This is a genomic window from Roseomonas sp. HF4, assembly GCF_005222755.1.
Taxonomy (GTDB): Bacteria; Pseudomonadota; Alphaproteobacteria; order Acetobacterales; family Acetobacteraceae; genus Neoroseomonas.
This window is the reverse complement of record NZ_STGD01000034.1, coordinates 1-10,887: the sequence shown is the minus strand read 5'-3', so window position 1 is coordinate 10,887 and position 10,887 is coordinate 1. Positions and strand designations below refer to the sequence as shown.

The 10,887-nt window shown below is 68.6% G+C and carries 11 protein-coding genes and 1 pseudogene; 6 read left to right on the top strand and 6 right to left on the bottom strand.

Going from position 1 to position 10,887, the window contains the following annotated elements; all coding sequences use genetic code 11:
- Positions 1-525: 525 nt before the first annotated feature.
- On the bottom strand, positions 526-2,739 hold the full coding sequence (locus E8M80_RS25310; RefSeq protein ID WP_170979649.1) for a BTAD domain-containing putative transcriptional regulator: 2,214 nt from the start codon (positions 2,737-2,739) through the stop codon (positions 526-528).
- Between E8M80_RS25310 and E8M80_RS27100 the strand changes: the two genes are divergently transcribed.
- Positions 2,687-3,550, top strand: coding sequence for an aspartyl/asparaginyl beta-hydroxylase domain-containing protein (locus tag E8M80_RS27100; RefSeq protein ID WP_370287469.1), 864 nt, complete (start codon positions 2,687-2,689; stop codon positions 3,548-3,550). The genes E8M80_RS25310 and E8M80_RS27100 overlap by 53 nt on opposite strands.
- On the opposite strand, the pseudogene E8M80_RS27095 reads toward E8M80_RS27100, so the two are convergent.
- The 5 genes and pseudogenes from E8M80_RS27095 to E8M80_RS25285 form a co-directional block, all read right to left on the bottom strand.
- Positions 3,510-3,626 (bottom strand): annotated as a pseudogene (locus tag E8M80_RS27095) (IS630 family transposase); the annotation flags it as partial. The gene E8M80_RS27100 and the pseudogene E8M80_RS27095 sit on opposite strands and share 41 nt — an antisense overlap.
- 8 nt (positions 3,627-3,634) lie before the next feature.
- Positions 3,635-4,030, bottom strand: coding sequence for a hypothetical protein (locus E8M80_RS25300; RefSeq protein ID WP_137128506.1), 396 nt, complete (start codon positions 4,028-4,030; stop codon positions 3,635-3,637).
- Between the two features lie 394 nt (positions 4,031-4,424).
- Positions 4,425-4,688: a transposase gene (locus tag E8M80_RS25295; protein WP_170979648.1), complete on the bottom strand. Its 264-nt coding sequence runs from the start codon at positions 4,686-4,688 to the stop codon at positions 4,425-4,427.
- An 11-nt stretch (positions 4,689-4,699) separates the two neighbouring features.
- Positions 4,700-5,062: a hypothetical protein gene (locus E8M80_RS25290; RefSeq protein WP_137128504.1), complete on the bottom strand. Its 363-nt coding sequence runs from the start codon at positions 5,060-5,062 to the stop codon at positions 4,700-4,702.
- Positions 5,059-5,490, bottom strand: coding sequence for a hypothetical protein (locus E8M80_RS25285; RefSeq protein ID WP_206035753.1), 432 nt, complete (start codon positions 5,488-5,490; stop codon positions 5,059-5,061). The genes E8M80_RS25290 and E8M80_RS25285 overlap by 4 nt, the downstream gene beginning before the upstream one ends.
- On the opposite strand from E8M80_RS25285, the gene E8M80_RS25280 reads away from it, so the two are divergent.
- From E8M80_RS25280 to E8M80_RS25265, 5 genes are all read left to right on the top strand, one after another.
- A complete protein-coding gene (locus E8M80_RS25280; protein WP_206035752.1) occupies positions 5,476-6,699 on the top strand; it encodes a PriCT-2 domain-containing protein in 1,224 nt (407 codons plus the stop codon). The two genes, E8M80_RS25285 and E8M80_RS25280, sit on opposite strands and share 15 nt — an antisense overlap.
- On the top strand, positions 6,597-6,995 hold the full coding sequence (locus E8M80_RS26225; protein ID WP_408906276.1) for a hypothetical protein: 399 nt from the start codon (positions 6,597-6,599) through the stop codon (positions 6,993-6,995). The genes E8M80_RS25280 and E8M80_RS26225 overlap by 103 nt, the downstream gene beginning before the upstream one ends.
- Before the next feature lie 156 nt (positions 6,996-7,151).
- Entirely contained in the window at positions 7,152-7,358 is a 207-nt protein-coding gene (locus tag E8M80_RS25275; RefSeq protein WP_137128502.1) for a hypothetical protein, read from the top strand.
- A 502-nt stretch (positions 7,359-7,860) separates the two neighbouring features.
- Positions 7,861-8,637: a class I SAM-dependent methyltransferase gene (locus E8M80_RS25270; protein ID WP_206035751.1), complete on the top strand. Its 777-nt coding sequence runs from the start codon at positions 7,861-7,863 to the stop codon at positions 8,635-8,637.
- Positions 8,638-9,523: 886 nt separating this feature from the next.
- Positions 9,524-10,699 carry an alpha/beta fold hydrolase gene (locus tag E8M80_RS25265; RefSeq protein ID WP_137128500.1) on the top strand — a complete coding sequence of 392 codons (1,176 nt, stop codon included), beginning with the start codon at positions 9,524-9,526 and terminating at the stop codon, positions 10,697-10,699.
- The last annotated feature ends 188 nt before the right edge of the window (positions 10,700-10,887 follow it).

The window sequence follows — 10,887 nt, the reverse complement described above, 5'->3', positions numbered from 1 at the left end:
TGGCGCTTGAACTCGACGCTGTGCGATCGGTGTCTCGTCATCGGCTTCCATCCTTCGGAAGCCCAGCTCCCTGGTCAATTCGCGGCAGTCCGCCTGTCCGCCTCCAGGGGCCCACTCCAGGAGAGGGGAACTTCTCCCCCCCCCCCAGGCCCCCCTGACCTCCTTTGACATCGGGGGCCCAGCGACCCGGGATCGGCGCCAAGTGCCAAGGAAGGGATGGGGTTAGGGGGCTCATACCCATCTATATCGAACAAACGTCGAGCGCGAACCATAGGGCAGTCTTCCGCGAAAGCGGGATCGGCCACAGGTTCAAATCGGGGACGCGCAACCGACGATGCCAATACATCACCGTCCCGATCTGAGCTCGCGCAGCCGACGGATCTTCCCGATCGTCTCCACCACCAGCATCCCAATCATGACCCCCGGCATCACCGAGAGCCAACGTGAACCCCTTCAGCAGAGGGGGCCCTTTTGGACGCCGATCACCCCTCACAGAGGGTCCTTTTTCCACGCCGATTCACAATTTCACTCCGGGAAGGCGGCACGCAGGAGCGCCGCTCGCTCCTGCGCCGCATGTTGCGGCAAGGCATGTGGCGGCACCCGCAGCCATTCTCCGATCGAGAATCCTGGCGCCATCGTCATGGCCCGCGCTGCCGTCGCCCGGGCTTCCGCATCGCGGCCGGCCTCCGCCAGCGCGGCGGCGAGCTCCACGAGCGGTGCGATCGATTGTGGCGCCGTCGCCTGCCCGGCGCTCAAGGCGGCGATCGCGCGCTCCGTTTCGCCTAGCTGCCGCAAGGCGCGCCCGAGCGTCCAGCGGTACCAATGCGGATAGTAGGGACTCAGCCGCATCGCCCTTTCGAGCAGCATGGCCGCACGCCGCGGTTCGCCGCTGTAGGTCAGGATGAAGGCGAGCACCGCTGTCACGTCCGCGCCGTTCGGGCTGAGGGCGATGGCCCTTTCGGCGAGCGAGACGGCCTCCGCATGCCGCCCGGCGGCGAGCGCCACGCCGCCGAGGAGGGAAAAGCTTGCCGGATGGTTCGGGTCGAGCGCCAGGGTCGCCTCGGCGATGGCCGCAGCCTGCCGAAGGGCGCTGACCGGGTCCTCGCTCCAGCCGAACCGCGCCTCGATGAAGTAGGTCCAGGCGAGGCCATGCGCCGCGCCGGGATAGTCGGGCGCATGCTCGAGGGACCGCCTGTAGAGTCGGCGCGCCTCGGCATTATCGGCGGGTGTGAAGCGGCGGATGTGCTGCAGCCCACTGCCGGCGAGCAGCCAGGCTTGCAGGTTGCGCGTGCCATGCACGAGGGCGACGCGTTCCTGTTCGCCTTCGACGAGCAGGACATTGAGCGCCGTGATGACCTCCAAGGTGATCGCGTCGTTGAGACCGAAGACACCGGCCACCTGATCTTGGTGCCGATGGGTCCAGACGAGGCGGTCTTGCGCCGTATCGATGAGGTTCGCGAGGACTCGGACGCGACCATTCTCGACCATTACCGAGCCGTCGAGCACATGCCGCACGCCAAGCTCGCGCGCGATGCGGCGGATGTCGGCCGTGCCATCGCGGTAGGTCAGAGCCGTGGTGCGGGAGATCACGAAGATGCCTGAAACCATGCTGAGGGCGGCCGTGATCTCCTCGGTGATACCGTCCACGAGCACGGCATGCGCCGGGTCGATGCTGAGGTTGCGGAACGGCAGCACGACGATGGAAGGCCGGTCTGGCAGCGGGAAGGCAGCGGACGGTAGCTCGGCGACCCCTCGGACGGCGGAGTTCGAGGGCCACCACAGGTGATCGCGCGCAAGGCCCAGACCGAGGGCCATGGCGCCGAACGCCGTGATCGCGAGAGTGGCCGACGGCCGAAGGCCTGGGCGTTGACCTCGCTGCGGCGCCGCTTCGGGCTGAGGCGCAGCCGTCGGTCGAGGCGAGACGCGCGCTTCGGTGCCGCCAGCGGTGTCGGGGGCGGGCCGGGGCGCCTCGGCGGCATCCGTCACAGCCGGGGCAGCCTGCTCGCAGCGGATCTCCTCGGCGAGGCGGCGCGTCGCGGCGACAGGTTCGGCACCGACCTCGCGCTGCAGCGCCGCGATGCAGGCCTGGTACTGGCGCAGCGCCGCGGTCCGCTGGCCCGACCGGCGCAGCAGATCCATCAGCAGCCTGTGGCATTCCTCGAATGCGGGGTCGAGCTGGAGCGCGCGCCGCACCGTCGCCGCCGCGGCATCTGGCTCCCCGGAGGCCGCCTGGCGCCGGGCAAGGCGCAGCAGTATCCCCCCTGTAAGGTCGCGAAGCCGCGTGCGCTCCGCCTCCAACCATTCGGTGAAGGGTTCGGAGGCGATGGCAAGCCCGTCGAGGAAGTTGCCGCGGTAGATCGTCGCCGCGGCCTTCAGGGCATCGAGGTCGTCGGAACGGGCAAGGGTCTCGAACGGCGCGAGGTCAGTCGAGACCACCCCGGGGTCCAGCCCGACGAAGGGCCCGTCGGTGGCGAAGGGTTCGATCTCCGCCGCGGTGAGAGCGCGGCGAAGCGTGAGGATGGCTTGGCGCAGGCTGTGACGCGCCTGCTCCTGGCCCCGGTCCGCCCAGAGCAGGGTCGCGAGGCGGTCACGGTGCTCCGGCTGGCCGGGGCGGGTCGCCAGATAGCTGAGCAGGGCCTGGATCTTCGGCCCCTGTAGAGGGAGTTCGGCGCCGGAAGCCGTGCGGATGCCCAGCCGTCCGAGCAGGCGGATGTCGATCCTGCGGCGATGCAACTCCATCCCAGGCATTGGCAGGCCGTTCCCACACCTGGCGACAGCATATGGAGCGGCGATCCGGACCGCCAACGACTTCGTGAACCTGGGCGGCAAAGCGGCGGCAAAGGCGGGCCGAGGACGATTTGACGGCGATCTGACCGTAGAGATGCAGGCAATCGGACGCCGCCATGACGAGGCCCAGCGCAGCATCCGTCCCGCCCCAGGCGAGGAGGCCGGGAAGGATGCGCGGAGAGCCTGTCGATCGGTCCGGCCTGCCCCCATCGGACGGTTCCCGCCGCCGGCCGGAGATCCCGGCCGGGCCGGTCCGCCCGCACCCACCGGCACGTCATCCGGGCCCTTGGGCGGTGCTGGTGGCGACCCTCCTCGCGGTGTTCGGGCTCTTGCCGCGCAGCCGGATCTCCGCCCTCACCTCGCCAGCGGCAGAACCGATCGCAGGACCAGCACAGGATATCGAAGGAGGAGCACCGCCATGCCTGCCTCCGTCGGAATCTATGACCGCGCCGCCGCCGTGATCCGCCGGATCTACGACAGCCGCATCGACAGCCCGTCCGTCCTGCCGATGGGCGAGTTCTTCCCTGAAGGCGCCCGCATCGCTGCGGCCTGGCGCTCCATCCGTGCCGAGGCTCTTGCGGTCGCGGCCGACCTCAACGGCGTGCCGGGCTTCCACGAGATCATGCAGGAGCAGGCGGACATCTCCGCGGATGATGGGCACGACTGGCGCCTGCTGCTGCTCAAGGCCTACGGGGTGGAGATACCCGAAAACTTGGCCGCATGCGGATGCCGGGTGGCTTGTGACTGCCGAGGTTGTTCATGACGACGTTGTCGCCGGGCCGCAACTCTGGGACCAGCACTTGGTCCACGCAGGCTTGGAAGGCGATGTCATTGATCGGCAACGCCATCAAGCAGGCGGCGGTTCCAGCAGCAGCCGCGACTGATCACATCGCCTGATCCATCCTTCCTGCACACAGGGGATATGCAGCGCGTAGGTCGTGCCGGCTTCCAACTCCCGCTCCTCGCGCAGCAGGCATTCCTGCTGTCCGCGGAAACAGACCTCGATCCGGTAGCGGCCGGGTTGCAGTCGCGCCCGACAATTGCCGAGTGTCATGGCAGACGCATAGTCATAGACGAGCCTATCGCCGGCAGGCTCGATCGCCCAGATCCGCAGCGGCCTGCTCCATGGGGAACTGGATTCGACGCACTCCACCACCGCGGTCGTGGCGTTAAGGCGGCGCGTCTCGGCGCATCCACCGAGGATTGCAGCCGCGCACGACACTAACGCGAGACGACTGCGCATGCGCCGTCGGCTAGATCGCCAACCGCGGCGCAGGGCGCGCGTCCGAATGGCGGTGCGCGTTCACCCCGCTTTCGAGCAGTCCCGCGGAAATGCCGAAAGCCTGTCCGGTCGCCCACCCCATCACAGCCTCCCGTTTCGCGAGCCGGCAGCCTGCCCCTTCGGGCATCGTGCCTCATCCAGCGTTTCCCAGATGGCTGGCCGTCTCGACCACCGAGCGGTAAGGGTATCGGAGATCCTGCGGCATTTTCAACGGCGACGACGCCTGGGTAACGCGCGCACCGGGCCTGACCGGTCGATGGTCGCCGTCGGAGCGGAACGCAGGCGCCTCCGGTCGGGATCTGGACGCAGTTCCCCTGCTGCCGTCGGCCTGCGCGACCGATGCGGCCAGCAACGCTCAGTATCGGGCTGGCGGCGGAAGTGGTGGACGCAGCGCCGCAATCCCCGTGAGGATCTGCTCAAGTTGCGCGCGCGGCACCATGACCTCGGCCATCTGGAAGGCGATCGAGCAGCCAGCCCGGACGATCCTGGCGCAGATCTTGATCAGGCGGTCGCGAAGCGTTGTCAGCGGCCAATGCTTGACCTCGTCGCGCAGCGTCGCGGTTCGCAGGAAGTTCGCCAGATTGGCTGCACGCAGGCCCAAGAGGTCGTGGGCGATCACGAGAACAAGGATCAGTGCAGCTTTGCCCAAGTCTTCGGAAACGGCTTCATCAGCGCTGGCAGCGTCACGCTCTCCGCCTGCCGTCCATCCAGAATCGCCTCCACGATATCCGGCGCCAGCAGGGTCAGCCGCAGCACGCGCGAGACGTAGGACGAGTTGATCTTCTCGGATGCGGCCAACTCGTTGATGGTGGCGAATCGTCCGGTCTCCAGCATGCGCCGCCACCGGAAGGCCCGCGCCACCGCCTTGATGAGCGTGATGTACTGCCGGCGCTCCAGCGCCATCACGCCCGGCATGACCATCGCCTTCCGCCCGCCCCGGGGCTTCACCCGGAGTGGGATGACCACCGTGAGGGTCTGCGCCGCGTCGCTCATGCCGCTGCCCTCCCGGCCTCGGGCGCCTGGACGGCTAGGTCGCGGACCAGACTGCCGAGCCCGTCCAGCCGCAGCCGCACCGCGGCGCCCTCCGCGCCGACATCGACCCTGTCCACCAGCAGCCGAACGATGCGCGCCCGCTCGGCGGGGAAGAGCTCGTCCCAGAGGGGTTCGATCCGCTCCAGCGCCAGCAGCACCTCCTGCTCCGTCACGTCCGACGCCGTCGTGCGCGCCGCCCGCCAGGTGCCCACCACCATCTCCGGCTGTCGCAGCAGCGCGCGGACCTGCGCGACCACCGCCGCCTCGATCTCCCCGGCCGGCAACCGTGCGATTGCGGGGCGCTCCGTCGCGCCGCCTTTCAGGACTGCCTGGCTGACGTAGTAGCGGTACATCTGCCCGCCCCTGCCGCGGCTGTGGCTCGGCGACATGGCGCGGCCGCCGCTGTCGAAGATCAGCCCGCGCAGCATCGGCGCGGTGGTGTTCCGCGTCCGGTTCAGGCGCCGAAGCGTCTGCTCGTCTATCGCACCGCCACGCCGTTCGCGGGGCGGAAACGCCATCCGCTCGAGGTCCTGGCGCGCGGCCAGCAGTTCGTCGCCCACGCCATCCATCCCACCACCGGCCAGCCCTACAGCTGGCCGCAGGACAGCCTGCTCGACGTGCCGCTGGCATCGCTTCCCGCGGTCACCCAAGCCCAGGCGCTGGCTTGGCTCGACCGGGCCTATGCGCTCCTCCCCGAGGAGTTGAAGCCTCGCACGCTGATGGGCGACAGCGCACCGGCTGGCACCTGGCGCGGCCCCTCCGACCCTCGCGGCACCTTCGCCGCGGTGCAGGCGGCTCTGGCCTTCATCCCGAACGACGACCTCGATGGCGCGTCCTGGATCACCATGGGGGCGGCGATCAAGGCGGCGCTGGGCGAGGAGGGTCGGCAGCTTTGGCTGGACTGGTCGCGCCAGGCCGCGAAGTCGGGAGCGTCGGGCAAGGGTGACACGCCGGAGCGGCGCTGGAAGACCCTGCGTCCGCACAGCATCGGCGCCGGCAGCATTTACGCCATGGCGATCGAGCGTGGCTGGGTGCCGCCGCCGGAGATCACCCTGAATGCCGCGGCGGCCGAGCGTGACGCGCAGCCCCATCCCGCGGCGGAACTCCTGGCGAAGGAAGCGAACGCCAACCAGCCGGTGATCGCGCCGGCACCCTATCGGGTTCCGCCGGATCTGCTGCAGGTCGATGGCGCGCTGAAGATGTTCGTCGACTACGCTACCCGCACCGCGGTGAGCCCACAGCCCTTCCTCGCGCTGGGCGCCGGCCTTTGCCTGATCGGTGCCGTCGCCGGGCGGCGGTATCGCACGCCGACGGACCTGCGCAGTAACCTCTACGCCATCGGCATCGCCGACAGCGGCGGCGGCAAGGATCACGCCCGGCGTTGCGCAAAGCGCGTCCTGCATGCCGCAGGGCTCGAACGGTATCTCGGCGGCGAGGACTTCGCCTCCTCGGCGGGGCTGGCCAGCACGGCGCACTGGTGTCCTTCGCCTTCAACCTGGGGCACAGCACCGCGGCGGGGAAGCCGCTTGCCAACATCGCGGCGACGGTCAACCGCGGCGACTACGACGGCGCGCTGCGGCGCATGGGGCTTTACGTGAAGCAGCGCCAGACCGGGCGGCTCGTCACCGTGCCAGGGTTGGTGAACCGGCGTGCCGCGGAGGCCGGGCTGTGGGCACGCGGGGAATTCGTCGCCAGCCGGCATGTCGCGCCCGCGGCGCCGCCTACGGAAGGCGCCGAGGCTGCGAAGCTGGGCGGCTATGCGGCTGCGGCGGCCACCGCGGCGCCGGCGCTGCAGGCGTTGGCCGGTGTGCCTGTGTGGATCGGTGTCGCGCTGGTGCTGGCCGTTGCGGCCGTGGCCGTGGCGGTCCTGCTGCGCCGGGAGCGCGCGTTGTGATCGCCGCGGTCTGGGCGCGGCTGCAGGGCTGGCTTGCGTTCGCGGGGGCAGCACTGGCGGCCATCGGCGCCGCCTACCTCGCGGGGCGCCGCGACGGACGCGATGCCCGCAGTGTCGAGGCCATGCGCGAGGAACAGCAGACGAGGAGGGTTGGAGATGCGGCGGCTCGTGATGCTGAGCGTACTGGTGCTGCTGAGCGGCTGCGGAGCGGGAACTTCTGATCGGCCCTGTCCGCGCGTGACGGAGTTCCCCGCCGAGCTGCAGCGGCAGGCCGTCCTCGAACTCGCCAACGCGCCGGCGCTCGCGCGCATGATGGATGCGATGGCGGCGGATCGGGCATTCAATACGGCGATCTGTGGTTGATCATCATCGCGTCGACCGTGCCTGGCGCTCCAGGCGCGTCGCGCCGAACGGCAGTGGGCACGGTCGATCGCTGATGACGCGGCCGGCCCTATGCCGGCCGGCCTGGTGGGCACCAGCGGGTTCGCCGCCATCCCCACCACCGCCCTCGATCTGCCCCTCGTGCAGCGTCTCCGGCGGTCCCCCGCTTTCGGGTCCGGGTCCCCGTCTGAGCAGACGATAGGGCGCGCGCGCCCCGTTGGTCACGCCCTGTGATGCACGCTCTCGTCGCGCGGAAGCGGATGGGCGAGCCCGAAAGTGGCAGCATCGCCGACGTTGACAGGCGACCGCGATTCAAGGACCGATTGTTACCCGGATGGTCTGCAAGCCGAAGCGTTGGTCTTCTTCTGCCTGACCCACGACGCAAGATGATCTTCCTTGCCGATGAAGCACCGTTCCGCGCAGGGTGTTGTCCCTTCCAGGTGCTCCCATGTCCACAACGCCTCCCGCCTCCGCCTTCACGGCGTTGGACCCCGATGCCTATGACCAGCTCATGGGGCGGTGGAGTCGGCGGCTCGCGCCGTTGCTGATCGGTTTCGGCGGCATCGCCGATGGCGAGCGGGTGCTGGACGTGGGATGTGGCACCGGCAGCCTCACTTTCGCCCTGCCGGAGGCGGCGAAGGTCGCCGCGGTGGAGGCGGTGGACTTCGCCGCAGTCTATGTAGCCCGAACGCAGGCCCGCAACACCGATCCACGCATCACCGTCCGTGAGGCCGATGCGCGCGACCTGCCCTTCGCGACCGGGTCCTTTGACCGCGCCTATTCGCAGCTGGTGCTGCACCACATGCCGCAGGCCGAGCGTGCCGTGACGGAGATGCGGCGCGTGGTGCGGCCGGGCGGCACGGTGACGGCCGCGGTGTGGGACGCCTTCGGCGGCAGCCAGAACTTCCGCATCATGTGGGACATCGCCGGCGTGATCGACCCGGAGTCCCCGGCCCCGTTCGCGCTTCTGCGGCCGTTGACGGCACCAGGAGAGATGGCGGCAACGTGGAAGGAGGCAGGGCTGGTGGACGTTGTCCAAACGGACCTGCTGATCCGGATGGATTTCGCCTGCTTTGACGATTTCTGGTCGCCGCTGCTGTCGGGCGAAGGACCGGCGGGGAAGTACGTTGCCGGCCTGACAGAGGATCGCCGTGCGACGCTTACGGGCCTCGTGCGGCGGGCCTATCTGTCAAATCGGCCGGATGGCCCGCGCTCCTTCCCCACCATCGCAATCGCATGCCGAGGGACGGTACCGGGGTAAGTCGAGGAGGCTGTTCGCGCGCTGGACCGTGCTGGCAATGCCCGGTTCCGCAGCGTTGGACACCTTCTGCCCGGCATCGCCGAAGATGCCGACGAACTCTCTCAGCCTTAAAGCCGCAGAGTCCAGCATGCGACTTAATAGGCGAATGGAACGGCAATTGCCTCGGGCGTCCCAGCCGCTCGGATGCCGCTAACTAACAACACCGCTTGCACCGCCCGTGATCCGTTGCGGATCGCCCTCACCACGCCCGGGGCCGTGTTGAAGGTATGTCCAGCGGCAATGATACGCGGCGGCCGACCGACTTCCTCCAACACGACTGCGCCTTCCACCACCAGCATGATCTCATCACCCGTGCTAGAATGTGGAACCATCGCTGCACCGGGACCGAAATCGAGCCGCGTTAACCGGGCCACGCGGTCAGGCGTAGCCTGCAGCCGCACGACCTCCAGGACAGTGATCCTTGTGACTGTCTCAGGCTCGAAGCCTTGCGCGAAGGCCGGGCCGGCGACCCCCAGCGCCAGGAGAACTGCGACCCGCGTCGGCGCGCGCGCCCAGACAGTCGCCAATGTGACCCGCGGGGGCGTCACCCGTGCCACCAGGCGCGCCCAGGTACGCCCGAGCCAATTACTGGCCGACTGCCTCGCTTGACGCTTCGCCACCGCGTTCAGGCGCCGCGCTCGGCGCCGGTAATAGCTGATGTCGAGCGAACCATCCGAGTTCCGGCGAACCTCTGCCGCTGACCTGTGCATCACAGCATCCCTTGCCTTTGCACGCCGCGAACGGTGCAGGCGCGACGGGGCCAATATCCAGGGTCCACGGGGCATTTGCTGTGAGAGCGCAGCCATTTTCCCTTGAGTTACCCATGATTTCCCCCCAAGGCAGGGGCATGAGGTTCCTCTTTGGCGATGGCTATGTGTTGGACGAGGAGCGCCGCGAACTGCACCGCGCTGGCCGCCTCATAGCCGTGGAGCCGCAGGTCTTCGATCTCCTGGTGCTACTGCTTCGTAGCCGCGGCCACGTCGTAAGCCGGGACATGATGATCGAGGTGGTATGGGGCGGACGCATCGTCTCGGAATCCACTCTCAGCAGCCGCATCAATGCGGCGCGCAGGGCGATCAACGACACCGGCGAGACGCAGCACCTTATCCGGACGGTAGCACGCCGAGGCTTCCTTTTCGTCGGAGACGTCGCGGAGCAGGCAGAGCACACCGCCGTGCCGCTTACCCGCTCAGTCCGCCAGGACGTGACCTTCCGTCGATCTTCTGATGGCGTGACGCTGGCAATCGCAACGGCCGGCGAGGGACCGACGCTAGTACGTGCCGGGACATGGCTGACGCATGTAGAGAAGGACTGGACGAGCCCGATATGGTCGCCCTTCCTGCAGGCGCTCGCTGGCCGAAGCCGGCTGGTGCGCTACGACTCCCGAGGCAACGGTCTGTCAGACCGCGACGTGACAGACATCTCCTTCGAAGCGCTTGTCCGCGACCTTGAGGCGGTGACGGAAGGCCTAGGCCGTTTTGCCCTGTTCGGCGCATCACAAGGAGCCGCCGTCTCAGTCGCCTTTGCGGCCGCTCATCCAGACCGCGTGTCCCGCCTGATCCTCTCCGGTGCCTATGCGCGCGGGCGAAACCGTCGCAGCCAGCCGGTGGAGCGTGAGAAGGCGCAGGCGCTGATGACGCTCATGCGCCAGGGCTGGGGCGATCCACGGTCGGCGTTCATGCAAGCCTTCAGTTCGGTCTACCTGCCGGGCGGCACGCCGGAGCAGATCCGCTGGTGGACCGACCTACAGCGGCTGACAACCTCCGCCGAGATGGCGATACGCTTCCGCGAAGTCTTCGACGAGATCGACGTGACCGACCTGCTGCCAACGCTTCACTTGCCGACGCTGGTGCTGCACAGCCGAGGCGACACGGTGGCGCCCTTTGACGAAGGCCGCCGACTGGCGGCTGCCGTTCCCGGCGCGCGCTTCGTGGAACTCGATAGCGACAACCACGTGGTGCTGGAAGGCGAACCCGCCTGGTCACGCATGCTCGACGAGATCGCACGATTTCTTGCCGATTGAGCGACGTGCGATGCGCCCTGACTCCCAGGGCGCCTAAGTCCATCTATAACCACGGATAATCAAGCCGACTGAACCGCCCCGGGTTCGCCGGAGGCTGTTTGGTTTGAGTCACGCCGCCAGGAGCAGATTGTCCTGGGCTGCGTAGTAGAGGGCCTCCGCCTCGGCCGGCGGGATGTTCCCGATGGGCT

Bases quoted from the DNA above. Each gene is read 5' to 3' on its own strand.
- E8M80_RS25300 (WP_137128506.1), bottom strand. From the start codon at position 4,030: ATGCGCAGTCGTCTCGCGTTAGTGTCGTGCGCGGCTGCAATCCTCGGT.
- E8M80_RS25265 (WP_137128500.1), top strand. From the start codon at position 9,524: ATGAGGTTCCTCTTTGGCGATGGCTATGTGTTGGACGAGGAGCGCCGC.
- E8M80_RS25285 (WP_206035753.1), bottom strand. From the start codon at position 5,490: ATGTCGCCGAGCCACAGCCGCGGCAGGGGCGGGCAGATGTACCGCTAC.
- E8M80_RS27100 (WP_370287469.1), top strand. From the start codon at position 2,687: ATGCCCAGCCGTCCGAGCAGGCGGATGTCGATCCTGCGGCGATGCAAC.
- E8M80_RS25275 (WP_137128502.1), top strand. From the start codon at position 7,152: ATGCGGCGGCTCGTGATGCTGAGCGTACTGGTGCTGCTGAGCGGCTGC.
- E8M80_RS25310 (WP_170979649.1), bottom strand. From the start codon at position 2,739: ATGGAGTTGCATCGCCGCAGGATCGACATCCGCCTGCTCGGACGGCTG.
- E8M80_RS25290 (WP_137128504.1), bottom strand. From the start codon at position 5,062: ATGAGCGACGCGGCGCAGACCCTCACGGTGGTCATCCCACTCCGGGTG.